Source organism: Nonomuraea sp. 10N515B, assembly GCF_052245915.1.
Lineage (GTDB): Bacteria > Actinomycetota > Actinomycetes > Streptosporangiales > Streptosporangiaceae > Nonomuraea.
The window spans coordinates 113,727-139,635 of the sequence record NZ_JBQQBQ010000021.1; the positions used below are offsets into that span (position 1 = coordinate 113,727).

A 25,909-nucleotide genomic window follows, 5' to 3' on the forward strand; every position below is an offset into this window, starting at 1 on the left:
ATTCATGCGACTTACTAGTGCTCGCTTGTTTGTACAAGTTCCCCTAGTTTCTTTCCACACCCCCTGCACAGTGGAGGCGTTGTGTTCACATTTCGCGCCCGCGCGGCCGGCGCTGCCGCCGCCCTTACGGTAGTCACCGCGGCCTGCGGCGCCGCTCCCGGCACCCAGGCCACCACCCAGGCGTCACAAGGCGGCGTCAACGCGGCCACCGCCACCTCCGCCGCCGACTTCGGCGGCCTCGACAAGCTCGTCGAGGCGGCCAAGAAAGAGGGCAACCTGCACGTCATCGCCTTGCCGCCGAACTGGGCCAACTACGGCGAGATCATCGAGAAGTTCCAGGCCAAGTACGGCATCAAGATCGAGAGCGAGACCCCGGACGCGGCCAGCGCCGACGAGATCAACGCCGTGAAGACCCGCAAGGGCCAGGACCGCGCCCCCGACGTGCTGGACCTCGGCCAGTCGTTCGCGCTCAGCGGCGCGGCGGAGGGGCTGTTCGCGCCGTACAAGGTGCAGACGTTCGACAAGATCGCCGAGGGCCAGAAGGACGCGACCGGGCTCTGGGTCAACGACTACGGCGGCTACGTGTCGATCGGCTGCGACGCCAAGAAGATCACCACCTGCCCGACCAGCTTCGCCGACCTGCTCAAGCCCGAGTACAAGGGCAAGGTCGCGATGAACGGCAACCCGACCAAGGCGGGCTCGGCCTTCGCCGGCGTGTACGCCGCCGCCCTGGCCAACGGCGGCTCGTTCGACGACATCCAGCCCGGCATCGACTTCTTCAAGAAGCTGAACGAGGCCGGCAACTACAACCCGGTCGAGACCACGCCGGCCACCATCGAGAAGGGCGAGACCCAGATCAGCATCGACTGGGACTACAACAACGCCGCCTACGCGCCCCAGATGACGGCCAAGGGCATCGACTGGAAGGTCAACGTGCCGACCGACGGCAAGTACTTCCAGATGTACGCCCAGGCCATCAACAAGGACGCCCCGCACCCGGCGGCGGCCAGACTGTGGCAGGAATACCTCTACAGCGCCGAGGGCCAGAACCTGTTCCTCAAGGGCTTCGCCCGTCCCGTGCTGCTGCCGACGATGACCGCCGACGGCACCGTGGACAAGGCGCTGGCCGAGAAGCTGCCCTCGGTGGACGGCTCGCCCACGTTCCCGACGACCGCGCAGGTGGACGCGGCCAAGGCCAAGCTGGCCAGCGGCTGGGACGCCGCGATCTCGGGATGAGCAGGACTCGTTCGAAGGGCTGGCTGGGGGCGCTGCCTCTGCTGGCGTTCTTCGCGCTCGTCTTCGGCGTCCCCGCCATCGCACTGGTGGCGGGGGCGTTCACCGCTGAAGGGCGGCCGAGTCTGGCGAACCTGGCGCAGAGCCTGCAGGGCGGCTATCTCACCGCCATGATCGGCAGCGTGCGCCTGTCGGCCGTGGTCGCGCTGCTGGGGGCCGTGCTGGGCACGTTCCTCGCCTACGCCGTCGTGACCTCGCGTTTCACGCTGCTGCGGGAGGCGGTGCTGACGGCCTCCGGGGTGCTGGCCAACTTCGGCGGGGTGCCGCTGGCGTTCTTCTGGATCGCCACGCTCGGCAACTCGGGCGTGGTCAGCGGGCTGATCGGGCTGCCGTCGGGCTCGCTCTACACGCTCTGGGGCCTGGTCGTGGTCTACCTCTACTTCTCGATCCCGCTGATGGTGCTGGTCATGGCGCCGGCGCTGGACGGGCTGCGGCCGCAGTGGCGCGAGGCGGCCGCGAACAACGGCGCCACCGCCTGGCACTACTGGCGCTTCGTGGCGCTGCCGGTGCTGACGCCGTCCATGCTGGGCGGGGTGGTGCTGCTGTTCGGGTCGTCCTTCTCCGCGTACGCCACCGCCAACGCCATGGTCGGCACCGTTGTGCCGCTCGTCACCCTGAAGATCGCCAGTGCCCTCACCGGCGACGTGCTGATCGGCTACGAGAACGTCGCGCTGGCGCTCAGCCTCGACATGATCGTGGTGGCCGGGCTGGTGATGGCGATCTACCTGCCGCTGCAGAGGAGGAGCTCCCGATGGCTGCACTGACCGGGCTGGAGCGGGTCTCCGGGGGTTCCGCGCGGCCTCGGGTCTGGCGTGGCGTGGTGTTCCTGCTGGGCGCCGCCTACTTCCTGATCCCGCTCGGCGCCTCCTTCTGGTACACGGTCTACACACCCGTCGAAGGGGTGTCGCTGTCCGCCTACGGGGAGTTGCTGACGGCCGACGGGTTCGTGCGGTCGCTGCTGCTGTCGCTGGGGCTGGCGGCCGCCACGATCGTGCTGGTGCTGCTGCTGTCGCTGCCCGCGATGCTGGCCGTGCGGCTGTTCGCGCCGCGGCTGGGCCCGGTGATGGAGGCGCTCTGCACGCTGCCGCTGGTGGTGCCGCCGATCACGTTCGTCGCCGGGATGGGGACGTCGCTGCGGGTGGGGACCGACGTGCTGGCGCCGACGCCGTTCTGGGGCACGATCATCGCGGTGCAGGATCCGGGGTTCCCCGTGGTGCTGGTGCTGGCGTACGTGGTGCTGGTGCTGCCGTTCGTCTACCGGTCGCTGGACGCCGGGCTGCGCACGATGGACGTGCGGACGCTGGTCGAGGCGGCGCGCAATCTGGGCGCCTCGTGGCCGCAGGTGTTGTTCCGGGTCGTCGTGCCCAACCTGCGCTCGGCCCTGGCCAGCGCGTCGTTCCTGACGCTGGCGCTGGTGCTGGGCGAGTACACCGTCGCCAGCCTGCTGGGGTACGCGCCGTTCGCCGTGTGGATCGTCACCGTCAGCGGGTCCGAAGGGCAGCTCTCGGTCGCCGTGTCCATCCTCAGCTTGCTGCTCATCTGGCTGCTGCTGCTGGCCGTGTCCACCGTTTTCGGTAGGGAGAAACAGAAATGACCGCATCGGTGGAGTTCCGCGGGCTCCGGCGGGAGTTCGGCAAGACGGTCGCGCTGGACGGCCTCGACCTGGTCATCGCGCCCGGCGAGTTCGTCGCCCTGCTCGGGCCCTCGGGCTGCGGCAAGACGACGGCGCTGCGGTGCGTGGCCGGCTTCGAGCGGCCGGACTCGGGCGCGGTGCTGGTGGACGGCAAGGACATCACGAACGTCCCGGCCAACAAGCGGGACGCGGGCATGGTCTTCCAGTCCTACTCCCTCTTCCCCAACCTCAACGCCCGCGACAACGTCGCCTTCGGCCTGCGGGTGCGCAAGGCGCCCGCGGCGGTGCGGCACGCCAAGGCGGACGAGCTGCTGGAGCTCGTCGGGCTCCCCCAGCACGCCGACCGCTACCCGCACCAGCTGTCCGGCGGGCAGCAGCAACGCGTCGCCCTGGCCCGCGCGCTCGCCTTGGAGCCGCGGGTGCTGCTGCTGGACGAGCCGCTGTCGGCGCTGGACGCCAAGGTACGTGTGGCGCTGCGTGAGGAGATCCGCCGCCTCCAGCTGGACCTCGGCATCACCACCATCTTCGTCACCCACGACCAGGAGGAGGCCCTGTCGGTCGCCGACCGGGTGGCGGTGCTGCGTGACGGGCGGCTCGAACAGGTGGGATCGCCGGCCGAGGTCTACGACCGGCCGGCCACGCCGTTCGTGGCGGAGTTCGTCGGCACGATGAACCACCTGGCCGGGCATGTCACCGGGGATCAGGTGTCGGTGCTCGGGCAGCTCCTGCCTGTGGACGGGGCCGTTCCTGCGGATCCGTCCGTGGACGTGCTGATCCGTCCGGAAGCGGTGCGGGTCGTCCTGGACGAGGACGGGGCCGCCGAGGTGGTCACCGCGTCCTTCCGCGGCGCCTCCGTACGGCTCCGGCTGGCGGTCGACGGCGGGGAGGTCCTCGCGGACGTGCCCGGGCACGAGGCCGCCACGCTCGGGCCCGGCACGCGGGTCGCGGTCCGGCTGGTGGAGCGGCCGGTGCTGGTGGCCGCCCGCACGGTCACGGTCCCCGTACCCGTCGTGGCCGCCGATGCCGTCTGACCCCGGCGGCCGCCGACCTGACCGGCCCGGCGCTCCGTTCCCGGCCCCCAAGCCCACCTCGCCCCCTGCCGACCTCCCCGCGGAGCCCGCAGTGCCTGGGCCCGATGCTGTGCTGCTGGACATGGACGGGACCCTCGTCGACACCGAGGGACTGTGGTGGCAGGCGGCCGCCACCGTCGCCGAGTCCCTCGGCCGCCGCCTGAGCCCGGCCGACGTGCCGCACGTTCACGGTCACACCGTCGAGGACGTGGCCGCTTACCTGGTGCGGGACGAGCCGCCCGGGCCCCCGATCCCGGACGATGTGCCCGGACGCGCGATCCCGGACGACACGGCCAGGCGGGCGTTCGGGGCGGTGGCCGATCGCCTGACCGACGCCTTCGCCGCCCGGGTCGCGGCCGACGTGACCGTCATGCCCGGCGCCCGCGAGCTCCTCGACGGCCTGGCCGCCGCCGCCATCCCGACGGCGCTGGTCACCGCCTCCCCGCGGCGCGTGGTCGATCTGGTGCTCCCCCGCCTGGACCACGCGTTCGACCTGGTGATCACGAACGAGGACACGGCTCGCGGCAAGCCGCACCCGGACCCGTACCTGGAAGCCGCCCGGCGGCTCGGCACGACTCCGGCACGCTGCGTCGCCGTCGAGGACAGCCCGGTAGGCGTCGCGTCGGCCCGGGAGGCGGGGTGCCGCGTGCTCGTGGTGGAGCCGGGGAACGGCCTGCCGTCGCTCGACCGCGTACGAGGGGTCTGCGCCGAACCGGGCCGTGTCGGTAAGCTTGCCCGCCGTGAGTGGTAAAACCTCCCACATCGGGCGCTACAGATTGCTCAGCGTGCTGGGCCGAGGCGGGATGGGCACGGTCCATCTCGCCGAGGACCCCGCCGGGCAGCAGGTCGCCGTCAAGGTGATCAACCCCGAGCTGACCCAGCACGAGCAGTTCCGCATGCGATTTCGCAGGGAGGCCGACGCCGCGCGGCGGGTGCGCAGGTTCTGCACGGCCGCGGTGCTCGAGGCCGCGCTCGACGGCGACCAGCTCTACGTGGTCACCGAATACGTGCCAGGACCCAACCTCGAGCAGGCCGTACGCCAGTCGGGCCCGCTCCGCGGCTCCAGCCTTGACGCGCTGGCCGTCGGCGTGGCCACCGCGCTCACCGCCATCCACGGGGCCGGAGTGGTGCACAGGGACCTCAAGCCGTCGAACGTGCTGCTGTCCCCGGTCGGCCCGCGGGTGATCGACTTCGGCATCGCGCGGGCACTCGACACGCTCGGCGGCGTCACGGGCACCGGCGAGCTGATCGGCACCCCCCGCTACATGGCCCCGGAGGTGCTGCGGGGCGACCCGGTCTCGCCGGCCTGCGACGTGTTCTCGTGGGGATCCCTGATCGCGTTCGCCGCCAGCGGCCGGGCCCCCTTCGGCGGAGACACGCTGCCGGCGATCGTCTACCAGGTGCTCAACACCGAGCCCAACCTCGACGCCGTCGACCCCGGCCTGCGCGAGCTGGTCGCGGCGGCGCTGCGCAAGGACCCGGCCACGCGGCCCACCGCCCAGCAGCTGCTCGACCACCTCGTCGGGCGGTCGGCCGGCCCCGAGCAGGCCGCGCACACCGTGCAGGTGGCCTGGCAGCAGGCCACCGCGGCGTACACGGAGGTCCAGCCGGAGAAGAAGGCGGGCCGCGGCAAGCTGTACGGGGCCGTCGCGGGCGCCGCCGTCCTCCTGGCGGGCGCCGGCGTGGCCGCCTGGAGCGTGCTCGGCCCGAGCGGCCCGCCCGATCTGGGCGTGCTCTACGCGGAGGACTTCACCCAGACCTCCGGCGGCTGGAGCGGCACTTACGATCCCGAGGCGTCCAGCAGCTACGGCTACCGCACCGACGGCACATACGGGCTGGATGTGGAGAACGGCTACGAGGAGCGGTGGGCGAAGGCACCCATCCCCTTCCTCGTCGCCACGCCCACGACCACGCCCGACCCCTCGGCCACGCCGACCCCGATGTTGCCTTCGAGCGTCGTCGTCGGCGTGACCGCTGAGGTCAAGCGGTCGACCGGCACCGGCGAATACGGCGTCTACTGCCACAACTCCGACGATGACGACACCTACTACGAGTTCGGGCTCGACACGAAGGGGATGGCCAGGATCCGGCGCATCATCGACGGGGCGGGCGGCACGCTGGCCCAGCCGGTCCCGGTCGACGACGTGATCGGCAAACCGGTCCGCATCGTGGCCTCCTGCGAGCAGCGCGGGTCGGCCGTGCGGCTGACGATGTGGGTGAACGACAAGCAGATCCACGAGGTGGACGATCCCAACGGCATCGGGAACGGGTTCGTAGGCCTGTTCGCGCGCACGCCGAAGGGCAGCGACTCCGTGCTGAAGACCACGTTTGACGACTTCGAGCTGCGCGGGACGAAAGAGGAATCCTAGGCGCCGGCCGTAGGACTCCTACAGCACGCCGGCGCGGGCCGCGGCCAGGGCGGCGTCGGCGGCGCGGTCGGCGTCCTGCTCCGTCACCGGCTCGTGGGCCACGAACAACCGGTAGTAGACGGGCGCCACAGCGACCCTGATCACTTCCCTGACGTCCACGACGTCCGGCAGTTCGCCTCGGGCGATCGCCCGGCGCACGACCTCGGCCGACTGATCATGCCTGGCGACGAAGAACTCGTGCAGCGCCCGGGCCGCCTCCGCGTTCTGCACAGCCGCGGCCACGAAGGCCGACGACACCGGGCCCAGCTCGGGGTCCGCGAAGCCGGAACGGACAAGCTGGACGATCCCCCGCAGATCACCCTGGATCGTGCCGGTGTCGGGAATCGGCCACGGCTCGTCCTTGGCCAGCTCCAGCGCGTCGGAGATCAGCCCCTCGACGCTGCTCCAGCGGCGGTAGACGGTCGTCTTGTGCACGCCTGACCGCTCGGCCACCCGCTCGACCGTCAACCCCGTATACCCGTGCTCGGCCAACTCCCCCAGCGTGGCCTGCCGCACGGCGTCGCGCACCCGCGCGCTCCGCCCTCCGGGACGCTTACCGCTCGCTCCCAAAAACTACTCCAGTTGCGTTTGAGGTCTCTCCTGTGCCAGACTAAAGCTACATCAGTTGCGATTGGAGTTCCATCCTGATCCACCTGCAAAGCGTTTCCAAGTCATACGGCGAGCGTGCCGTGCTCACCGAGCTGACCCTGTCCGTGAAGCCCGGCGAGCGCACGGGCATCGTCGGCGAAAACGGCTCTGGCAAGTCCACGCTGCTCCGGTTGCTGGCCGGAGTCGAGCGGCCCGACGACGGCGAGGTCGTCGTGTCCGGCGACGTCGGCTACCTCGGGCAGACGCTCGGCCTGCCGCCCGGTCACACGGTCCAGCAGGCCGTCGACGCCACGCTGGCCGGCCTGCGCGCCATGGAGCGCAGGATGCGCGAGCTGGAGTCGGCGCTCACCGACGAGGTGATGGACGAATACGGCGAGTTGCTAACGATCTACGAGGCCCGGGGTGGCTACGAGGCGGACGCCCGCGTGGACAAGGCGTTCCACGGCCTCGGCCTGGCCCACGTGGGCCGCGACCGGGTGTTGTCGAGCCTGTCGGGTGGCGAGCAGGCACGGCTGGGCCTGGCCTGCGTGCTGGCCGCCTCCCCTCGCGTGCTGCTTCTCGACGAGCCGACCAACCACCTCGACGCATCGGCGCTGACCTGGCTGGAGGACCGGCTGCGCGAGCACCGGGGCACGGTGGTCGTGGTGTCGCACGACCGGGTCTTCCTCGACCGGGTCGCCACGGCGGTGCTCGAGGTCGAGGACGGCGCCGTCACCCGCTTCGGCGGCGGCTACACCGGGTTCCTGTCGGCCAAGAATGCGGCGCGGGCACGCTGGGAGCAGTCCTACGCGGCGTGGTGCGAGGAGGTCCGGCAGGTGCGCGAGCATGCCGCCACCACCGCCCACCGGGTTGCCGCCGGGCGGACGATGCGCGACAACAACAAGATGGCTTACGACCGCAACGCCGGGCGGGTGCAGAGCTCGGTGGCCAGCCGGGTCCGCAGTGCCCATGAGCGGCTGCGCCGGTTGCTGAACGACCCGGTGCCGCGCCCGCCGGACCCGTTGCGCTTCCGCGGCACGTTCGGCGCGGCCGCCTCCGATCCCGCATACGAGCCGGCGATTCGGGCCGCGGACAGAGCGATGGATGGCGGAGGCGCCGATCGGCGTTCGGTGGCCGACCTGCGCGACATCCGGGTCGGTGACCGGTTGCGGGTCGAGTCGCTGACGATCGAGGCAGGCGACCGGCTACTGGTGCGCGGCCCCAACGGCGCGGGCAAGTCCACGCTGCTGCGGACCATCGCCGAGCACGCTCGCGACCACGTCAGGGTCGGCTATCTGCCCCAGGAGGTCACCTTCGACCCCGATCTGACGGTCTTGGCCGCCTACGGGCACGGCTACGCGGACGAGCGGGGGCCGGCGCTGCTGAGCACCGGCCTGTTCAGGCCGCACACGCTCGGCCAGAAAGTCGGCGACCTGTCGGTCGGGCAGCGGCGCCGGCTCGCACTGGCCAGGCTGCTGGCGGCCGAGCACGACCTGCTGCTGCTCGACGAGCCGACCAATCACCTGTCGCCGCTCCTGGCCGAGGAGCTGGAGCGGGCACTCGACGGCTACCGCGGCACGCTGGTCGTGGTGTCGCACGACCGGGCGCTCACGCGGCGTTTCCGGGGCAAAGAACTCCACCTCGCGGGAGGACGCATATGTTGACCAGGATCGACGCCGGCGCGCCGTACGGCATCGCCACGGGGACGGACGGAGCCCTCTGGTTCACGCTCGTCCACGAGGGACGGATCGGCAGGCTGATGCCCGGCCAGGAGCCGGTGATCCACCAGCTCGACCCGGCCGACGGCCAGCCGACCGTGATCGCGCCCGGACCCGACGGAGCGATGTGGTTCACGGAAGGCAAGGCCGGGCGGGTCTGCCGCATCACCGCCGATGGGCGGGTGACCACGCACGCGGCGGACTCGCCGTACGGGATCGCCGCGGGTCCGGACGGCGCCATGTGGTTCACGCTCAACCAGGGCAACGCGGTGGGACGGGTCTCGCTGGAGGGTGACGTGGTCGTCCATCCGCTTCCCACGGAGGGCGCCGGGCCGGTCGGGATCACGTGCGGGCCCGATGAGGCGTTGTGGTTCGTTGAGATCGGTGCTGGCCAGGTGGGGCGGATCGACGTGTCGGGGAAGATCGAGGAATTCCCGCTTCCCGACCAGGAGTCACGACCGCATGCGATCGTCGCCGGTCCCGACGGCGCCCTGTGGTTCACCGAGTGGGCCGCCGACCGCGTCGGGCGCATCACCACCGACGGCATCATCGAAGAGCATCCTCTTCCGCGGATGCCGGAGAAAGGGGTGGCGGGAGAGGGTGACGGTGTCCGGAAGGCCGAGCCTCATGGGCTGACGGTGGGGCCTGACGGGGCGATCTGGGTAGCGCTGGAAGCCGGCGCCCTGGCTCGCCTCGACTGACCGAGCGCGGGGCGGGGAGCCGGCGCCCCGGTCCGCCCTCAACACAAAGAAGCCGCCCTCCCCACACGGGAGGGCGGCGGTTCGGTTGGGCCTTAGACGTCCATGCACCACATCCAGCCGTGGCCCGAGACCCAGCAGCGGTACCACTCGTTAGGCATGGCCTGAGCAGGTGCGCTCGTCACCCCGATGGTGATGACGGTGGTCACGGCGAGAAGGGCCAGCGCCAAGGCTCGGCGGGCACCGCGGGACATGGATGACATACGAGTTCTCATGAGCATCATGCAACACGGAGCTTCTTGGAATCCTCTTGAGCCTGACTGGTCCCACCTGGGCCCAGGGTCGGGTCGCCTCGGTGCACGTGCATGGAGCCGCCCTGTCCGGTTGGGCCGGTAGGTGCCTGTGTGTCGGCTGCACCTGCACATGCGGGCCCCGGGTGGCATGGGCGGCGGCGGGCGGAGTTGACTATGGGCATGCATGCCATCATCGTCTCCGCCCCCGGCGGCCCAGAGGTTCTCGAATACGCCGAACGTCCCGATCCGGTCCCCGGTGACGGGGAGGTCGTCGTGGATGTCGCGGCCAGCGGCGTCAACTTCATCGACATCTACCACCGTTCCGGCGCCTACCCGCTCCCCCTCCCCACCACGATCGGCTCCGAGGGCGCGGGGACCGTGTCGGCCGTCGGGCCGGGGGTGCGGGACGTGGCCGTGGGCGACACCGTGGCCTGGGCCAGTGTGCTGGGCAGCTACACCGAGAAGGCCGTGGTCCCGGCGGATCGGGTGGTGCCGGTGCCGGACGGGGTGCCTGCCGAGGTGGCGGCCGCGGCGATGTTGCAGGGCCTGACCGCCCATTACCTGACGCACTCCACGTACGCGGTCAAGGAGGGCGACCAGGTCCTCATCCACGCGGGCGCGGGCGGCATGGGGCAACTGCTGATCCAGCTCGCCAAGCTCAAGGGGGCCAAGGTCTCGACGACGGTCTCCTCCAGCGAGAAGGAGAAACTGGCCCGCGAGGCCGGCGCGGACGAGGTGCTGCGGTACGACAGCTTCGCCGAGGCGCTGCGCGGCACGATCGACGTCGTGTACGACGGCGTCGGTGCGACCACGTTCGACGGCGGGCTGGAGGCGCTGCGTCCGCGCGGCCTCATGGCCCTGTACGGCGCGGCCAGCGGCCCGGTGCCGCCGGTGGATCCGCAGACGCTCAACAAGCAGGGCTCGCTCTTCCTGACCAGGCCCACGCTCGTGCATTACATCGCCGAGCGCGCGGAGTTGCTCCAGCGCGCGTCCGACCTGTTCGGCTGGATCGCGTCCGGGCAGCTCACGATCAACGTCTCGCACCGCTACGCGCTGGCCGACGCGCGGCAGGCGCACGAGGATCTGGCGGCCCGCCGTACCACCGGAAAGCTGCTTCTCATACCCTGACGTCCATGGACATCGCGGGATCTGTCTGGTCGTTCGCCGCCGTGGTGGCTCTCCTCACGATCACCCCGGGCCTGGACACGGCCCTGATCCTGCAGACGTCGTTGGTGGCCGGGAGGCGGCCGGCCTGGGGGGTGACGCTGGGCATCCAGCTCGGCACGCTCCTCTGGGGTGTGCTGACCGCGGCGGGGCTGTCGGCGCTGCTGGCGGCCTCGCAGCCGGCGTACACCGCGCTGCGCTGGGCGGGGGCGGCGTACCTGGTGTGGATGGGGCTGCGTATGGTCCTGACCAGGCACGACCCCAAGGAGTTGCCCGAGCAGCTGCAGGAGGTCGGGTTCGGGAAGGGGTTCGGGCGCGGGCTCATGACGAACCTGCTCAACCCCAAGGTCGGGGCGTTCTACGTGGCGATGTTGCCGCAGTTCATCCCGGACGAGGCGCCGCACGCGGTCATGGGGTTGCTGCTGGCGGGCGTGCACGTGGCCGAGGGGCTGGTGTGGAGCGCCGCGTTGATCGGGTTCGCGTCGCTGATGAGCGGGTTCCTGAGGTCCCCGGGGGTGCGGCGGTTCCTGGACCGGCTGACGGGTGTCGTGATCGTCGGGTTCGGCGTGCGGCTGGCCGTCAGCGACTGAACCCGTTGGGCCAGCCCAACAGGCGGGCGCCGAGCACCGCGGTCTCCAGGGTGAAGCGCTGCGTGGGGTCGTCGGGTGAGAAGCCGGTCAGGCGGCGGATGCGTTCCAGCCGGTACGTCACCGCCCGCGTGCTGAGCCCCAACCGCCGGGCGGCGGCCGTCTGATTGCCCTGCGAGGCGAAGATCGCCTCCAGCGTCTCCAGCAGCGGCTGGTGCCCGCCGCGCGCCTCGAGCAGCGGGCTCAGCACGCTGGTGACCAGGTCTTCGATGGCGCTCCTGTCCCGCAGCAGCACGGGGAACACCAGCAGGTCGGCGGCCTTGACCACGTCCGCGCGCAGGCCCAGCCCGTCCGCCAGCCCCAGGGCGTCGGCCGCCTCCCTGAAGGAGGTCACCACGCCGCCGGGCCCCCGGTGCGCCCGGCCGACCCCGACCCGCCACCCGGCGGGGAAGCGGGCGCGTACGTGGTGGGTGAACTCCCCCACGGCGGCCGGCAACGTCGCGGGCGTCACGCACACCAGCAGCCCGTCGCGCACGGCGACCAGCACGTTGTGCGAGCCGAAGCGGGCGATGAGGTCACGCTCGATGCGTTCCTCGTCGCCGTCGCCCATGCCGCGGGCCACGGCGACCACGTACGACTCGGCCAGCCGCAACCCGAAGTGCTCGGCCCGCTCGGCCAGCCGCTCGGCCCGCCCTTGGAGCAGGTCGTCCACGAACTGCCTGCGTGCCGCCTCCTCGCCGCGGATGGCCGCGAGCTGCGCCTGCTCGTACCCCTCCATCAGCGCCGAGACCGATCGCCGTAACGCGGGCAGCACCGCAGGCAGGCCCTCGGCGGCGGCGAGCGCGGCGTCCACCAGTGCCCGCAGCGATATCCCCAGCTCGGCGGCGCGCGTGCCGGCGGCGCGGCAGGCGTCGAGCGCCGCGCGGTCCGGCGACCGGCCGGTCGCGGCGCAGTCGGCCAGTACTTGGCGATGCCCGCCGAGCAGGTCGGCGGGCATCTCGGAGATCGCCATCACACCCCTACATCGCGCCTGTCGAAGGCGAGGACCGCGGTCAGCGCGAGCACGGCCGTCGCGCCCGCCAGCACAAGGTAGTCGCCGACCGGCAGACCCTCATAGAGCGGGCGGCCGTCGGCGTAGTAGTGGAACGGCGAGACCCACTTCAGCCAGGAGATCGCGTCCACGGACCGGCCCACGGTGATGACCATGTAGCCGGCCACGATCCATACGCCGACCACGGCCGAGGCGAACACCTTGCGCCCGGTGGCGGCGCCGACGGTCAGCGCCACGGTGCCGGAGAACAGCCCGAGCAGGAACACCCCGGTGTGCGCGGCCAGGAGTCGGTCGAACGGCACCCCTAGCTGGACGGACTCGCCCACCGCCCACACCACGGCCAGTGTCACCACGGCCACCGCCAGCAGGGCCACGACCAGCGCGGCGAACCGCTCCAGCACCAGCCGCTTGCGGTCCACCGGCAACGTGACGACCAGTTCCAGCGTGCCGGTCTCCTCCGGTTGCGCGATAGCCCGGTTGGCCAGCAACGTCGCGCACACGATGAACAACATCGGCACGAACAGCTGGTAGACGACCGACTGCAGGTATCCGGCGCCGACGCTCAGGTCGCCCAAGCCGCCCATGAGGTCGCGCAGCGCGCCCGGGAACTTGGCCATGGCCTGGGCGTTGAACGTCGCGGGGTCCTGCCGGACGTTCTCGTAAATGCTCAGGTAGACGGTCAGGAACGCGCTGATGCCGATCGTCCACCAGATGAGCGCCCGCCGGTAGTCACGCAGACTCTTGGCGATCATGGTGCCGCTCCTCGTCGCTGTAGTAGGTGAGGAAGATCTCCTCCAGGTCCGGCTCCGCGCTGACCAGGTGCACCACGGTGAACCGGGCGGCCGCCTTGATCAGGGCGTCGGGGCGGCCGTCGATCGTGCAGCTCACGCTGGCGCCCTCCACCCGCAGGTCCCGCACGCCCGGCAGGTCCTCGAAGGCGGCGCGCGGCACGGGCGACTCGAAATGCAGCTCGACGCGGCGCACCGCCTTCTCGCGCAGCGCCGTGACGTTCTCCACGGCCACGAGGCGGCCGTCGCGGACGATGCCGACCCGGTCGGAGACGCTCTCCACCTCGGCCAGCACGTGCGACGACATGAGCACGGTGCGGCCCGAGGTGCGCACCTCCCGTACCAGGGCCAGGAACTCCTGCTGCACCAGCGGGTCCAGCCCGCCGGTCGGCTCGTCGAGGATGAGGAACTCGGGCTCGTGCATGAACGCCTGGATCAGCCCGACCTTCTGCTTGTTGCCCTTGGAGAGCTTGCGCATCGGCACGGACAGGTCGGCGTCGAACCGCTCGGCCAGCGCGTCGATGCGGGCGTGCGGCACGCCGCCGCGTACCCGGCCGAGAAAGCGCAGGTAGTCCCTGGCCCGGTCGCGGCCCTCCAGGGCCAGCTCGCCCGGCAGGTAGCCGATCCTGGAGCGGATCGCGGGCTCGCGCGGGTCGGCGCCGAGCACCCGCACCAGGCCCCGGGTGGGTCTGATCACGTCGAGCAGGAGCCTGATCGTCGTGGTCTTGCCGGCGCCGTTCGGCCCGAGGTAGCCGAAGATCTCGCCCGGCTGGATCTCGAGCGTGAGATCCTCCAGGCCCCGGCGTTTCCCGTAGTACTTGGTCAGCCCTTCGGCCTGCACCACTGCTGTCATGGCCGCATCGTCCCGCTCGCCACACCGCCCGTCATCGGCTGGATCCGGCAGCCTGCGGGAGGTCTTTGCTTCCGGAGGGCGGCAACGAGAGGGTGGGAACGTGGAGACCGCGTTCGTGCTCGGTGGCGGCGGCGTGCTCGGCGCGCACGAGGTGGGCATGCTGCAGGCGCTCGACGAGGCGGGGATCAGGCCCGACCTCGTGGTGGGCACGTCGGTCGGCGCGCTCAACGGAGCGGTGATCGCCGCCGCTCCGGCCGAGGCCGTCGCCAGGCTGACGGGTTTGTGGCGTTCCGACATCGTCCGTACGGCTTTCGCCGGATCATGGGTGGCCCGGCTGTCGACGCTGGCCAGGACCGGCACCCACCTGCACCCGATGGGGCCGCTCAGGGACGTCCTGAGCGAGACGGTGCGGGTGTCGCGGATCGAGGACCTCGAGGTGCCGTTCCAGTGCGTGGCGGCGTCGGTCGAGCGGGCGGCGGCGCACTGGTTCACCAGCGGGCCGCTGGTGGAGGCGGTGCTGGCGTCGTGCGCGGTGCCCGGCCTGCTGCCGCCGGTCGTGATCGGCGGCGAGCACTTCTACGACGGCGGGCTGGTGCACAGCATTCCGGTCGGGCGGGCCGTGCACCTCGGGGCCAAGCGCGTGTACGTGCTGCACGTCGGCCGGATCGAGCGGCCGCTGTCGCCGCCCCGGCGGTTCTGGGAGGTGGGGCTGGTGGCGTTCGAGATCGCGCGGCGGCACCGCTTCGCCGAGGACATGGCCAGCCTGCCGCCCGGGGTGGAGGTGCACGTGCTGCCCGCCGGGGTGACCGAGCCGCTCTCGCCGCTGCGCTACCGGGACCTGTCGCAGCTGTCGGCCTGCATCGAGCGGGCTTACGAAGCGTCTTCCCGCTACCTGGCCGACGGAGGAGGATGAGAGGAGACGTCAAGGGAGGCCGCGTTGCTCCCACCGCGCATCCTGCGCCGGCTCGTGCTGGCTCCGCTGGTCATCGTGGTGACCGTGTTCATGCTGGTCACCCTGCCGTTCTGGCTGGTCGTCACGGCCGCCGCCTCGCTTCGCCTGCCGCCGCCGCAGCGCAGGGGGCTCAGGTTCGTGTGGTTCGGGGTGGCGTGGCTGACGCTGGAGTCGGCGGTGCTGATCTCCTGCCTGTGGTTGTGGGCGGCGGGCGGCGCCCGCCGCCAGGAGCGGCACTACGAACTGATCAGGTGGTTCCTGTCCAAGGTGTACACCGCCGCGGTGCGGATCTTCCGGCTGACCCTGGACGTCCAGGAGCCGGAGCTGACCGAGGCGGAGCAGGCCGCCCGGCTGACGCGGCCGGTCATCGTGTTGTCCCGGCACGCCGGCCCCGGCGACTCCTTCTTGCTGATTTATCACCTCTTGGCGCTCTACCGGCGGCGCCCCCGCATCGTCATGAAGGCCGCCCTCCAGTACGACCCCTCGCTCGACGTGGTGATCAACCGCCTGCCGAACGCGTTCGTGCCCCGCAAGTCCGGGCAGCAGGGCGTCGTCGAGGAGATCCGGCGGCTGGCCGCGACGATGGGCGACGAGGACGCGCTGGTGATCTTCCCGGAAGGCGGCAACTTCACCCCGCGCCGCCACCGGCTGGCGATCAGGCGGCTGGAGGAGAAGGGGCTGGCCGAGGAGGCGGAGCGGGCCCGCGGCATGGACCACCTGCTGCCGCCCCGCCCGAACGGCGCCATCGCCGCCATCGACGCCTGCCCGTCGGCGGACGTCGTGTTCGTCGCGCACACCGGACTCGACGACCTGGTCACGCTGGGGGACGTCTGGCGCAAGCTGCCCTTCAGCGCGCACATCACCGCCAAGTGGTGGCGGGTGCCCGCCGCCCAGGTGCCACGCACGCGCGAGGAGCGCGTGCGCTGGTTGTACGACCACTGGGAGCAGATCGACGCCTGGATCAGCGCCCAACGGCTCCCGGTGGGAGAAAAGGGACCTCAGGCGGGCCGTGCTGGATGAGGCGGAGCAGCGCGTCCGTGTCGAGGTGCCGCTCCACGAGGTCGCCGAGCGCGTCCAGGCGCTCCTCCCTGAGCGCGGCGAAGTCCGTCCCGGGAGCCGGGACGAAGTCGCGCCCGGCCCGCTCGGCCACGTCGGCCAGGAACGCGCGGCGGAACGCGTCGTTCTCCATGGCGCCGTGCCACGTGGTCCCCCAGACGTCGCCGGCCCGGCAGCCGTCGAGGAACGGCTCGCCGCCTTCTACCGTGGCCCGGCCGTGGTGGATCTCGTACGCGCGCACCGGGTGCCCGTAGGCGCTGCCCTCCGGCCGGGCGAGCCGTTTCTCCCCCTCGAACGCGACCCGTACGGGCAGCAGGCCGAGTCCGTCGACCGTGCCGGCGCCCGACTCGACGTGGTCGACGATCTCGCGCCCGAGCATCTGGAACCCGCCGCAGATCCCGAGCACGGGCCCCTTCCTGCCGATGATCGCCGCAGCCAGCCCCCGCGCCCGCAGCCAGGCCAGATCGTCCACCGTGGCCCGCGACCCGGGCAGCACCACCAGGTCGGCGTCGTCCAGCTCGGCGGGCTCGCTCACGAAGCGCACCACGACGCCGGGCTCGGCGGCCAGCGCGTCCAGGTCGGTGAAGTTGGAGATCCGCGGCAGCCGCACCACCGCCACCCGCAGCGTCTGCCTGCCGTGCGGGGCGCGGACGGCGACCCGGCGGCCGTCCAGGGCCAGGGAGTCCTCGACGTCCAGCCAGAGCCCGTCGAGCCAGGGCAGCACGCCGTACACCGGGCGCCCGGTCAGTTGCCTGAGCATGTCGAGCCCCGGCTCCAGCAACTCCTTGGCGCCGCGGAACTTGTTGATGACAAAACCAGAAATGTGGGATTGGTCCTCGGCGTTGAGGAGGCCCACCGTGCCGTAGAAGGCGGCGAACACCCCTCCCCTGTCGATGTCACCGACCACGACGACCGGCAGGCCGGCGGCCCTGGCCAGGCCCATGTTGGCGATGTCGCCGCGGCGCAGGTTGATCTCGGCCGGGCTGCCGGCGCCCTCGCACACCACCACGTCGTACTGCTCGCGCAGCCGGCCGAGCGCCTCCAGCGCCGCGGTCCGCAGCAGGTCCCTGAGCGTGCCGTACTCCATCGCGTCCACGTCCGCGACGGGCCGGCCCATGAGGACGACCTGGCTGCGGCGGTCGCTGCCGGGCTTGAGCAGGATCGGATTCATGTCCGCCACGGGCTCCAGGCCCGCGGCCTGCGCCTGCATCGCCTGGGCCCGGCCGATCTCGGCGCCCTCCGCGGTGACGTAGGAGTTGAGCGACATGTTCTGGGCCTTGAAGGGCGCGACGCGCACGCCCTGGCGGGCCAGCCAGCGGCAGATGCCGGCGGTGACCACGCTCTTGCCCGCGTCCGACGTGGTGCCCGCGACCAGCAATCCCCCGGTGACCATGGGATCACCGTACCGGGAGCGGACGTAGGAGGAGGCCGCCCGCGGCTGAGCCTGCGGACGGCCTCCCCGATAGGCGTCAGCCCTGCGGGCCGGGAGGGTTCTGGTCGTGGCCCCGGGGCCTGTCGCGCCGGGACGCGCCGCCGTAGCGACGCTGCACCGCGTCGGTCCCCTTCTCGATGTGCCGGTCGTACTTGTGTCCGGTCCGCTCCTTCGCGAACCGCTCGACCCGGTCCAGCAGGTGATCGGCCTGCTTGGAGTGCCCTCTGGCGAAGCTCTCCGCTTTCCTCAGCCATTCCCCGATACGGCTCATGACCGTTCTCCCCGTTCTCGCGACTACCGCTCGCCCCTACCCGAGCGACCGGGACAATCACGGGGCCCCGCCAGAGCCGGCTGCGGAGATCGCCGCCGGCGAGGCGCACCGCCTTGACCGGGGCTTTGCCGGTGATGACCTGCTGTTTTGCCTGGGGGAACGGGTTTGGACGGGCCCTCGTGAGGCAGGGGACCCTCGTGACTGTCACGCTTGCGTTGGCGGGCGACACCATGCTCGGCCGCGGCGTGGCCGACCTGTTGGCCGCGTCCACGGATCCGGACGCGTACCTGTCGGACGGAGTCCGCGAGCACCTCGCCGAGGCCGACGCGATCGTGCTGAACCTCGAATGTTGCATCTCCGACCGTGGCAGCCCCTGGCTCTCGCCCGGCAAGCCGTTCCACTTCCGCGCGCCCCCGCAGGCCGCGGACCTGCTCGCCGAGGTCGGGGTCAGCTGCGTCACGCTGGCCAACAACCACGCGCTCGACTACGGCTACGACGCGTTGCTCGACACCCGCGCGCACCTCGAACGCGTGGAGGTCCACGCGGTGGGCGCAGGCGCCGACGAGGCGCAGGCGAGGCAGCCGGTCGTCCTGTCCGTGCGGGGGCTGCGCATCGGCGTCATCGGCGCGACCGATCATCCGCTGGACTACGCGGCCCGCCCCGACCGGCCGGGCGTGGCCTACGCGGACCTGTCCTCCGGGGTGCCGTCCTGGCTGACGGACGCGGTGGCCGCGATGCGCGCGGAGGCGGACGCCGTGCTGGTGACGCCCCATTGGGGTCCCAACATGACGGCCGGCCCGCAGCCCTACATCAGCGCCGCCGCCACGACCTTGGTCGATGCCGGAGCGAGCCTGGTCGCCGGCCACTCCGCGCACGTGGTGCACGGCCTCGCGCCGCCGGTCCTCTACGACATGGGTGACTTCCTCGACGACTACATCGTGGATCCCGAGCTGCGCAACGACCTGTCGTTCCTGTTCCTGGTGACGGTCGACGAGCTGGGCCCGGTGCGGTTGCGGGCCGTTCCGCTCAAGCTCGAGTACGCCCGGACCGTCCTGGCCGAGGGGGACGAACGCGCCTGGCTGGGCCGGCGCTTCACCAGTGCGTGCGCGGACTTCGGCGCCAGCGCCACCTGGGAGGACGGCCTGCTGACTGCGGACATGCGCTAACTGGAGTGCGTATGCCCGGCTTGGGTAGGGGTTTGATCTGGGGAAACGGGAAAAGGTCCCGTCATCGCGAGGAGGAGGTGATGTCACCGATGACCCGCGAGATGGAGAGTCATCCCGACATCATCCGTATGCGGGAAAGGTACGAGGTCGCCGCGGCCAATCCGGCCGTTCAACTGGCAGACGGGGTGACACTGGTAGCCGGACTGTTCCTGGCGCTGTCGCCGTGGATCGTGGGATTCGTCAACCTCGGATCCCTCACCATGAACAACCTGGTCACCGGGATCGCCGTCGCGCTGCTGGCGCTGGGCTTCAGCTCGGCTTTCGGCCGCACGTACGGCATAGCCTGGACCGCCCCGCTCATCGGCGTGTGGACCATAGTGGCCCCGTGGCTGATCCGGGGCGAGGCCGCCACGGCCGGCGCGATCACCACCAACGTGATCGTCGGCGCCATCATCACCGTCCTCGGCCTGGTCACCGTGGGCATGGGCATGACGAGAAGAAGGCGGTGAGAAACCTGTCCCGGGCCGGATGACCTCCGGCCCGGCCACGCGCATACTCAAGGGCGGGCGAACCTGGCCGTCCACGGACCGGATAGATCGGTCTCAACCCAGGTCAGCATGTACGGCGGGAGTCGCAGATCCTTGTGCACCGCCACCACCTGCGTCCGGCCTTCCAACGCCTGACGGATGCGGGCCGGGAGTTGCTGCGCGAAGCGCTGGATGACTCCTTGCGAGTCGCAGCCGAGCAGGTAGCCGATCTGCACGCAGTTCTCCCCGTAGATCAGGCACGGCGGACGCACCCCAAGACTGCGAAGCTCAGCCGCGGCCCGGCCGATGTCGTCCCTGCCGTGGCGGTTGCCGACTCCATGCCCGTAGGCGTACGCAGCCTGGAGCCCCAGGTGCGCCAGCAGTCCGGCGATCACCGCCACCGCGACGAGGCGGCGCAGCCGCAGTCCCGCCACCGCCGCCTCCGCCACCGGCAAAGACAGCAGCGCGTACGCCGGCGTCAGAAAGCGCGGCGCCGCATAGTCCACGTAGAACAGGTACGGCAGCGCCATCGCCACACCGGTGCCCGCGGCCAGGAGCATCGGAGGCAGCCGGTGCTCACGCCAGGCCGCCCACAGGCCGAGCGCGGCCATCAGGGGGATGGCCAGCCACCAGATGAGCGCCACCGGGGAGACAGGGCCACAGTCGGCGCCGAACCGGCACAGCGTGGGCCCGTCCAGCGCCCTGGCGTGCTCGAGGAACGACACGCTCCATCCCATGGCGTTGTGCTCGCCCGCGTCCCGCAGCCGGGTCGCGAACCCGCCGAAGCTCGCCTGCGCCTCGATCGCCCACTGGCCCCACCCCACCGCCAGTCCGGCCACGATGGCGGCCAGCACGGCCGGCAAGCGGCGGGGCACCAGGGCGAGCGCCCCCACCGCCAGGGCCGCCGCGGCGACCAGCGCGTCGGATGGCCGCATCAACGACATGACGGCCAGCGTTGCCGCCAGCCCCACCGGTGCCGGCCGGGAACGCCCGGCCAGGACGAGGAAACCGGTGGCCGCGACGGCGGCCAGCGCGACGTACAGGTTGGGCATGGCCTGGTTGCCGTAGAACAACGTCAGCCAGCAGCCGCCGAACAGCAGGGCGGCCAGCGGCACCACGTGATCGGCCCGCACCCGCAGCCAGACGTAGAACGCCCCGAACAGGGCCGCCACCGAGAGCACCGTCAGATACAGGCGCAGCACGAACACCGAATCGGTCACCGCCACCACGGGGGCGACCAGGAGCGGCACGCCCCGCGCCCGTGGTGCGCTGAACACGGCAGGCGGCGCGTGCGGGGCGACCTGGCTGGCGTACACGGCCTCGTCCCAGCCGATGCCCAGATACGGCGAGACGAGCAACAGCTGGGCCACGCCGTACAGGACGCTCACCCCCGCCAGCAGCACGACCGGGCGCACGGCGGGCTCGGGGGCGGCAAGGGCCGCGTCAGGGCGCGGGACCGTCACCGCGGGAGAACGACGCCACATGTCCACGACAACCCCCACAACCGGGGCCTGCGCGAACGTATCCGCTGCTCACAGGGCATTTCGCCGGGCGGCCCACCACTGATCTGGAATCTGCTGGGTAGGGGTGCCCTGAAAATCCCATCCTTCTTCTCAGGGAGGCGAAAAAGAATGGGCACAACGCAAGGCAAGACGGTTCAGGACGTGATGCACCAGGGAGCGCAGTGCATCGGCGCGAGCGATAGCCTGCGCAGGGCCTCGCAGATGATGCGCGACCTGGGGGTCGGCGCGTTGCCGATCTGCGGTGACGACGACCGGCTCAAGGGCATCATCACCGACCGGGACATCGTGATCAAGTGCTGCGCCGAGGGCAAGGACCTCGACCGGACCACGGCAAGCGAACTCGCCCACGGGCTGGTCTGGGTGGATGCCCACAGCAGCGTCGAAGAGGCGCTGCAGAAGATGGAGAAGCACCAGATCAAGCGCCTGCCGGTGATCGACAACCACCGGATCGTCGGTATGGTCAGCGAGTCGGACCTGGCGAAGGAACTGCCGGACAACAAGCTCGCCGAGTTCGTCCACCGGGTCTACGCGCCGTCGTGATACGGAGGTGCACCAGCACGTTCATCAACGGGTTGGTGCGCCCCGCAACCCCCCACTCCCCGAACGAGCGGCCTAGTGAGGCGTCTTCCCGAGGAGCTCGTGGGCCTTGGCCGCGTGATCGGAGTCGACGAGGACCTCGTACTTGTCGGCGACCAGGCCGGATTCCGAGACGAAGTCCCGGCGACCGCCGTGCACCGAGTGGGCGATCAGGCCGAAGATCGCTCCGGCCACCGCGCCCCACAGCAGCCCGTACAGCACCAGGGCTATCTGTGGCATGGCCGTGGCCGTGAAGATCGCGAAGAACAGGCCGATGAGGAGCCCGAACCAGGCTCCGCTCAGCGCGCCCCAGGCGGCCGCGCGCAGGTATGTCATGCGCGCCACGACCTGCTCGATCGAGCGGAGCCCGACACCGACGATGAGCGTGCCCTTGACGGGGAACCCGTGGTCGGACAGGAAGTCGACGGTCTTCTGGGCTTCCTGGTAACTGCGATAGGTCGCGATCGGTTCCTTGTTGGTCGTGATGAGAGTCGACGACACCATGTGAGACACGGCTCCTCCTCTCCTCCCCATGCCAAGACATGTGGAGACGTCCTGTATCTACAGTTTCGACCCTGCTCCTGGCGCTTCCCGGCCACATCCCCCAGACGTGTAGTCAGCCCCGTCTTCCTTCCCGCGCCCGGCCGGGGTCGACCCGCCCCTGCGCGACCGCGAGACGCGCGAGCTCGACGCGCGAGTTGATGCTCAGCTTGCGGTAGACCTGCCGCAGGTGGAACGTGACCGTGTGCACGCTGATGAACATCTGCTCGGCGATCTGCCGGTTGGTCCACCCGTCCACGACCAGCAGGGAAACGGTGTGCTCGGTCTCGGTGAGGCTGTCCCAGCCTGAGTCCGGCCGTTTGGCGGAGTTCCAGTGCCGGTGGCGTACCCCCATGCCGCGCAGCCGCTGCCGGATGCGGGCCGCGTCCCTGACGGATCCCGTCTCGACGTACCCCGCTAGGGCGCGGTCCAGGCTGCCGGCCGCCTCCTCACGCTGCCCGGCCTTCTCGAGCGCCACGCCGAGATCCTCCTCCGCGGAGGCTCGCGCCCACGTGTCCACGGCCTGCCCGGCGGCCAGCGCGAGAGCGTCCCGGTCGCCGTCGAGCAGGCCCCGGACGTGCGCGGCGGACGCGGCGAGCACGGGGAACCCCGTGTTGGCCCGGCTGATTGCTTCCGCTGCGGCGGCGGCGGACTCGGCCGCTGATCGGTCGCCCGCGCCGAGCGCGACCCTCACCAGCCACGGGGCGGCCGTCGGCTCCATGGCGAGCGCCAGCGGGCTGGAGAGGCCGGCGAGCAGGGTCATGGCGCTATGCGGGCCGTCGCGGGCCTCGGTGATCTGCGCGGTCAGCAGGGCGTTGCGGGTACGTGACTCGAGCGATCCCTCAGGCGGCTCGGCGACCTGTCGTGCCGCCTCGCGCAGGTCGCCACGCCGCAGCGCCACGGCGGCGAGCACCGTGCCGGCCACCGTGCCTGCCACCGTGCCTGTCCTCGTGCCGGGCGCCGTTTCTGCCACCGAGCGTGCCACCGTGGCAGTCACGGGCATGTCGAGCGCTCCGGCGAGGTCCAGCGCGCGCTCGGCCTCGCCTGCCGCGCTGTCGAGCCGGCCCGCGGCCAGCTCGGTGCGGGCTTCCAGCGCCGAGGCGTCCGCGGCCCAGGCCAGGTGGCCGCCGGCGAACATCTCTTTGCGTGCCTGCCGGAGCATGGCCCTGGCCTCGTCGAGCCGGCGGACGTCCGTGAGGATGGCGGCCATGGTGAGGCGCACTTCGTAGCGGTCGCCCTCCTTCAGCCGGCCGGCGTCCTCGGCCAGCGCCAGCGCGTCCGCGAACCGGCCTTCCTCCCGTGCGGCCGTCGCGAGGGCGATCAGCGCGGCGGCTGTGGCCGCCGGACCGTGCCGGGACCGCTCCTCGACGACCTCGCTCGCGTACGCCGCCGCGGCGCCGCCGCTTCGCTGCCGGGTGACGGCGTACAGCCGGACGAGGATGGCCCGGTCGCGGACGTGCTGGGGCAGGCCGGGAACGGCCAGCACCGTCTCGGCCTCCCTGACCGCCTCCTCACCCCGCCCGCTCAGGTACATGATCTCCGACAGCAGGGATCGCAGCTCGGCCATGCCGGGCACGGTGCCGTGATCGGCGAGGCGCCTCCTGACCACCCGCTCGGCCTCCCGCAGCCGTCCTGCGGCGATCGCGGACTCCATGGCGGCGACGGCCGGTCCCGCCGCAGCCGGACAGGCCGTCTCCTCGATCACGCCGAACTGCTCATGCAGCGCCTGCCGCACGGGCGGCGGGACCCACGCGGCGACGACGTCCCCGACCAGTTCGTGGCGGAAGGCGAGGCCGTGCGCGGTCACGACGAGGACGCCCGCCGCCGTGGACTCCTCCATCGCCGGGAGCAGCCCGGCCGGCGTGGTACCCAGCAGCGACGCGGCGTGCTGGAGCGACAGCGAGCCGCCGAGCACCCCTGCAGTCTCCACCAGGCTCCTGGCCTCCGCGCTCAGCGGGTCGATCCAGCTCCGCACCACGGCTCGCAGCCGGGCCGGCAGGGGCGCGCCCGGCCCGGCCGTCCCGAGCAGGCCTTCGTCGCGCAGTCCGGCGAGCAGTTCGATGATCAGCAGCGGATTGCCACCGGCGGTCGCCACGAGTGCCTGCGTGGCCGCGTCGGGACGTTCCCCGAGGGTGTCCGCGGCCAGCGCCGTGGCGGCGTCCGGGGACAGCGGGGCGAGTGTCGTCCGCGCGGCTCCGTGCCGCTCCAGCAGGTCGAACAGCGCGGCCGCAGGACCGGCTCGCACCGCGGTCGAGCGGCTCAGCAACCAGCCGACCGGCTGGCCGGCGAGGAGGCCGTGCAGGGTGTGGAGGGTTTTCAGCGTCGCCGGGTCCGCGCGGTGCAGGTCGTCGAGCACGGCCAGGACCGGCGCCCTGGCGTGGAAGGCCGTCTTCAGCCGGTCCAGCAGCCGCGTTCCCGACCCGACGGGCGCGGCGTCGTCGGGCTCGGCGCCCAGCTCGAGCGCCTCCAGCAGCACGCCGCACGGAACGAGCTCCCCCAACTCCGCCACGCCGCTCCGCACCACGGCGATGCCCCGTGCGGAGGCCGCGGCGGCGGCCTCGCCGAGCAGGCGGCTCTTGCCCGCGCCCGGCTCGCCGTCGACCAGGAGGGTCCCGCCACGCCGTCGCAGCACGCGCAGCAGGCCGTCGACGTGGCGCCATTCACGTTCGCGTCCCCGCATGTCGCTGCCTCCGATGAAGCGCTTTCCTGGACCGGTACGGGAAAATCTCATGCCTCTCAAGATCTTTCACACCCGCGGGTACTACGTACTTGGGGGATGTGGCCTCGGCGCGGCCGAAACGAGCGGATGTCGGGCAGCCTCTTTTTCTCTAATCTGTCGTCATGAAAGACCCGGAGAACAAAGTCGCCGTCATCACCGGCGCGGCGAGCGGCATCGGGCGGGGAATGGCCGAGGCGTTCGCCGCAGTGGGGATGCGTGTGGTGCTGAGCGACGTGGAGGAGCCCGCACTTTACGCCACGGCGGCGGAGCTGCGCGATGGGGGCGCCGATGTGCACGCCGTGCCGGCCGACGTCTCACAAGCGCCTGACGTCGCCGTGCTCGCCGAGTCCGCGCTGCGGAAATACGGCACCGTCAACGTATTGTGCAACAACGCGGGCGTCCACACCGGAAGCAGGCCGAGCTGGGAGAGCACGCTCGACGACTGGGCGTGGATTCTCGGCGTGAACTTGATGGGCGTCGTGCACGGAATCCGCACCTTTCTCCCCGTCATGATCGAGCAGGGCGAGGATGCGCACATCGTCAACACCGCATCCATAGCGGGTCTGCTGACGGGCGGCTCGTTGTATGGCGTATCAAAATCGGCCGTCATCGCATATTCAGAAACTGTTCATTTGGAACTCATCGGCGGCGGCTTCAAACCGCGCATATCGGTGCTGTGCCCCGGCGTGGTCAGCACGAACATCTTCAATTCCCACCGCAATCGGCCGGCCAGATTCGCCGAGGCCGGCCCGTTTCCGTCCGGCTGGTCCGAGGACGCCGCCCGGCAGGGGTTCGCGCTCGGCCTCAGCCCGCGAACCATCGGCGAGGAGGTGCTGCAGGCGATTCGCGAGGAGCGCTTTTACATCCTGACGCATCCCGAATACGCCGGACACATCGAGCACCGGATGACGCAGATACTCCACGGCGAAAACCCGACGCTGCTGCCCATGCCGGGCAGCTGATCGGCGGGCTGGACAACCTTTCGCCCGGCATGATCACAATG

Annotated in this window: 25 protein-coding genes; 16 read left to right on the forward strand and 9 right to left on the reverse strand. The window is 71.3% G+C overall.

Going from position 1 to position 25,909, the window contains the following annotated elements:
• Positions 1 to 81 precede the first annotated feature (81 nt).
• The 6 genes from ACTWQA_RS29160 to ACTWQA_RS29185 all read left to right on the forward strand — a co-directional run bounded on the left by ACTWQA_RS29160 (position 82) and on the right by ACTWQA_RS29185 (position 6,365).
• Positions 82 to 1,236, forward strand: a complete 1,155-nt coding sequence (locus ACTWQA_RS29160; RefSeq protein WP_443162253.1) for an ABC transporter substrate-binding protein — start codon at positions 82 to 84, stop codon at positions 1,234 to 1,236.
• Positions 1,233 to 2,057, forward strand: coding sequence for an ABC transporter permease (locus ACTWQA_RS29165; protein ID WP_443162254.1), 825 nt, complete (start codon positions 1,233 to 1,235; stop codon positions 2,055 to 2,057). Before ACTWQA_RS29160 ends, ACTWQA_RS29165 begins: the two co-directional genes overlap by 4 nt.
• Positions 2,045 to 2,887, forward strand: a complete 843-nt coding sequence (locus ACTWQA_RS29170; RefSeq protein WP_443162255.1) for an ABC transporter permease — start codon at positions 2,045 to 2,047, stop codon at positions 2,885 to 2,887. Before ACTWQA_RS29165 ends, ACTWQA_RS29170 begins: the two co-directional genes overlap by 13 nt.
• A complete protein-coding gene (locus ACTWQA_RS29175; RefSeq protein ID WP_443162256.1) occupies positions 2,884 to 3,957 on the forward strand; it encodes an ABC transporter ATP-binding protein in 1,074 nt (357 codons plus the stop codon). Before ACTWQA_RS29170 ends, ACTWQA_RS29175 begins: the two co-directional genes overlap by 4 nt.
• 91 nt (positions 3,958 to 4,048) lie before the next feature.
• Positions 4,049 to 4,747 carry an HAD family hydrolase gene (locus tag ACTWQA_RS29180; RefSeq protein ID WP_443162257.1) on the forward strand — a complete coding sequence of 233 codons (699 nt, stop codon included), beginning with the start codon at positions 4,049 to 4,051 and terminating at the stop codon, positions 4,745 to 4,747.
• Positions 4,737 to 6,365, forward strand: coding sequence for a serine/threonine-protein kinase (locus ACTWQA_RS29185; protein ID WP_443162258.1), 1,629 nt, complete (start codon positions 4,737 to 4,739; stop codon positions 6,363 to 6,365). Before ACTWQA_RS29180 ends, ACTWQA_RS29185 begins: the two co-directional genes overlap by 11 nt.
• Before the next feature lie 18 nt (positions 6,366 to 6,383).
• On the opposite strand, the gene ACTWQA_RS29190 is transcribed toward ACTWQA_RS29185, so the two are convergent.
• Positions 6,384 to 6,932 carry a TetR/AcrR family transcriptional regulator gene (locus ACTWQA_RS29190; protein ID WP_443162259.1) on the reverse strand — a complete coding sequence of 183 codons (549 nt, stop codon included), beginning with the start codon at positions 6,930 to 6,932 and terminating at the stop codon, positions 6,384 to 6,386.
• A 113-nt stretch (positions 6,933 to 7,045) separates the two neighbouring features.
• Between ACTWQA_RS29190 and abc-f the strand changes: the two genes are divergently transcribed.
• The 4 genes from abc-f to ACTWQA_RS29210 all read left to right on the forward strand — a co-directional run bounded on the left by abc-f (position 7,046) and on the right by ACTWQA_RS29210 (position 11,455).
• Positions 7,046 to 8,656, forward strand: coding sequence for a ribosomal protection-like ABC-F family protein (gene abc-f, locus ACTWQA_RS29195; RefSeq protein ID WP_443162293.1), 1,611 nt, complete (start codon positions 7,046 to 7,048; stop codon positions 8,654 to 8,656).
• Positions 8,650 to 9,411 carry a Vgb family protein gene (locus ACTWQA_RS29200; RefSeq protein WP_443162260.1) on the forward strand — a complete coding sequence of 254 codons (762 nt, stop codon included), beginning with the start codon at positions 8,650 to 8,652 and terminating at the stop codon, positions 9,409 to 9,411. The genes abc-f and ACTWQA_RS29200 overlap by 7 nt, the downstream gene beginning before the upstream one ends.
• Before the next feature lie 470 nt (positions 9,412 to 9,881).
• On the forward strand, positions 9,882 to 10,829 hold the full coding sequence (locus ACTWQA_RS29205) for a quinone oxidoreductase family protein (RefSeq protein ID WP_443162261.1): 948 nt from the start codon (positions 9,882 to 9,884) through the stop codon (positions 10,827 to 10,829).
• 5 nt (positions 10,830 to 10,834) lie between these two features.
• Positions 10,835 to 11,455, forward strand: a complete 621-nt coding sequence (locus ACTWQA_RS29210; RefSeq protein WP_443162262.1) for a LysE family translocator — start codon at positions 10,835 to 10,837, stop codon at positions 11,453 to 11,455.
• Here the strand turns inward: ACTWQA_RS29210 and ACTWQA_RS29215 are convergent.
• From ACTWQA_RS29215 to ACTWQA_RS29225, 3 genes are read right to left on the reverse strand one after another with little or no spacing between them, the layout of a single operon-like run.
• Complete coding sequence (locus ACTWQA_RS29215) at positions 11,445 to 12,464, reverse strand: PucR family transcriptional regulator (RefSeq protein WP_443162263.1); 1,020 nt, start codon at positions 12,462 to 12,464, stop codon at positions 11,445 to 11,447. The two genes, ACTWQA_RS29210 and ACTWQA_RS29215, sit on opposite strands and share 11 nt — an antisense overlap.
• Positions 12,464 to 13,255 carry an ABC transporter permease subunit gene (locus ACTWQA_RS29220; protein WP_443162264.1) on the reverse strand — a complete coding sequence of 264 codons (792 nt, stop codon included), beginning with the start codon at positions 13,253 to 13,255 and terminating at the stop codon, positions 12,464 to 12,466. The genes ACTWQA_RS29215 and ACTWQA_RS29220 overlap by 1 nt, the downstream gene beginning before the upstream one ends.
• Complete coding sequence (locus ACTWQA_RS29225) at positions 13,233 to 14,144, reverse strand: ABC transporter ATP-binding protein (protein WP_327589997.1); 912 nt, start codon at positions 14,142 to 14,144, stop codon at positions 13,233 to 13,235. The genes ACTWQA_RS29220 and ACTWQA_RS29225 overlap by 23 nt, the downstream gene beginning before the upstream one ends.
• A 100-nt stretch (positions 14,145 to 14,244) precedes the next feature.
• Between ACTWQA_RS29225 and ACTWQA_RS29230 the strand changes: the two genes are divergently transcribed.
• On the forward strand, positions 14,245 to 15,057 hold the full coding sequence (locus tag ACTWQA_RS29230) for a patatin-like phospholipase family protein (RefSeq protein WP_443162265.1): 813 nt from the start codon (positions 14,245 to 14,247) through the stop codon (positions 15,055 to 15,057).
• 24 nt (positions 15,058 to 15,081) lie between these two features.
• Positions 15,082 to 16,116, forward strand: coding sequence for a 1-acyl-sn-glycerol-3-phosphate acyltransferase (locus ACTWQA_RS29235; protein ID WP_443162266.1), 1,035 nt, complete (start codon positions 15,082 to 15,084; stop codon positions 16,114 to 16,116).
• Here ACTWQA_RS29235 and ACTWQA_RS29240 read toward each other — a convergent pair.
• Both ACTWQA_RS29240 and ACTWQA_RS29245 read right to left on the reverse strand, forming a co-directional pair.
• On the reverse strand, positions 16,058 to 17,545 hold the full coding sequence (locus tag ACTWQA_RS29240; protein WP_443162267.1) for a cobyric acid synthase: 1,488 nt from the start codon (positions 17,543 to 17,545) through the stop codon (positions 16,058 to 16,060). The two genes, ACTWQA_RS29235 and ACTWQA_RS29240, sit on opposite strands and share 59 nt — an antisense overlap.
• Positions 17,546 to 17,621: 76 nt before the next feature.
• The gene (locus tag ACTWQA_RS29245) at positions 17,622 to 17,855 is read right to left on the reverse strand and encodes an antitoxin (RefSeq protein ID WP_443162268.1); all 234 of its coding nucleotides are present in this window, start codon (positions 17,853 to 17,855) and stop codon (positions 17,622 to 17,624) included.
• A gap of 197 nt (positions 17,856 to 18,052) precedes the next feature.
• On the opposite strand from ACTWQA_RS29245, the gene ACTWQA_RS29250 reads away from it, so the two are divergent.
• Together ACTWQA_RS29250 and ACTWQA_RS29255 are read left to right on the forward strand one after the other, a co-directional pair.
• Positions 18,053 to 19,021 carry a CapA family protein gene (locus ACTWQA_RS29250; protein WP_443162269.1) on the forward strand — a complete coding sequence of 323 codons (969 nt, stop codon included), beginning with the start codon at positions 18,053 to 18,055 and terminating at the stop codon, positions 19,019 to 19,021.
• An 80-nt stretch (positions 19,022 to 19,101) separates the two neighbouring features.
• Positions 19,102 to 19,530, forward strand: a complete 429-nt coding sequence (locus ACTWQA_RS29255) for an SPW repeat protein (protein ID WP_443162270.1) — start codon at positions 19,102 to 19,104, stop codon at positions 19,528 to 19,530.
• A 47-nt stretch (positions 19,531 to 19,577) separates the two neighbouring features.
• Here ACTWQA_RS29255 and ACTWQA_RS29260 read toward each other — a convergent pair whose 3' ends face one another.
• A complete protein-coding gene (locus tag ACTWQA_RS29260) occupies positions 19,578 to 21,011 on the reverse strand; it encodes a hypothetical protein (RefSeq protein ID WP_443162271.1) in 1,434 nt (477 codons plus the stop codon).
• 168 nt (positions 21,012 to 21,179) lie between these two features.
• Here ACTWQA_RS29260 and ACTWQA_RS29265 point away from each other — a divergent pair, with 168 nt between their 5' ends.
• A complete protein-coding gene (locus ACTWQA_RS29265; RefSeq protein WP_305915259.1) occupies positions 21,180 to 21,611 on the forward strand; it encodes a CBS domain-containing protein in 432 nt (143 codons plus the stop codon).
• 72 nt (positions 21,612 to 21,683) lie between these two features.
• Here the strand turns inward: ACTWQA_RS29265 and ACTWQA_RS29270 are convergent, their stop codons facing one another.
• Positions 21,684 to 22,151: a general stress protein gene (locus ACTWQA_RS29270; protein WP_443162272.1), complete on the reverse strand. Its 468-nt coding sequence runs from the start codon at positions 22,149 to 22,151 to the stop codon at positions 21,684 to 21,686.
• A 112-nt stretch (positions 22,152 to 22,263) separates the two neighbouring features.
• Positions 22,264 to 24,867 carry a LuxR C-terminal-related transcriptional regulator gene (locus ACTWQA_RS29275; RefSeq protein WP_443162273.1) on the reverse strand — a complete coding sequence of 868 codons (2,604 nt, stop codon included), beginning with the start codon at positions 24,865 to 24,867 and terminating at the stop codon, positions 22,264 to 22,266.
• A gap of 161 nt (positions 24,868 to 25,028) precedes the next feature.
• On the opposite strand from ACTWQA_RS29275, the gene ACTWQA_RS29280 reads away from it, so the two are divergent.
• Complete coding sequence (locus tag ACTWQA_RS29280; RefSeq protein ID WP_443162274.1) at positions 25,029 to 25,868, forward strand: SDR family NAD(P)-dependent oxidoreductase; 840 nt, start codon at positions 25,029 to 25,031, stop codon at positions 25,866 to 25,868.
• Positions 25,869 to 25,909 lie beyond the last annotated feature (41 nt).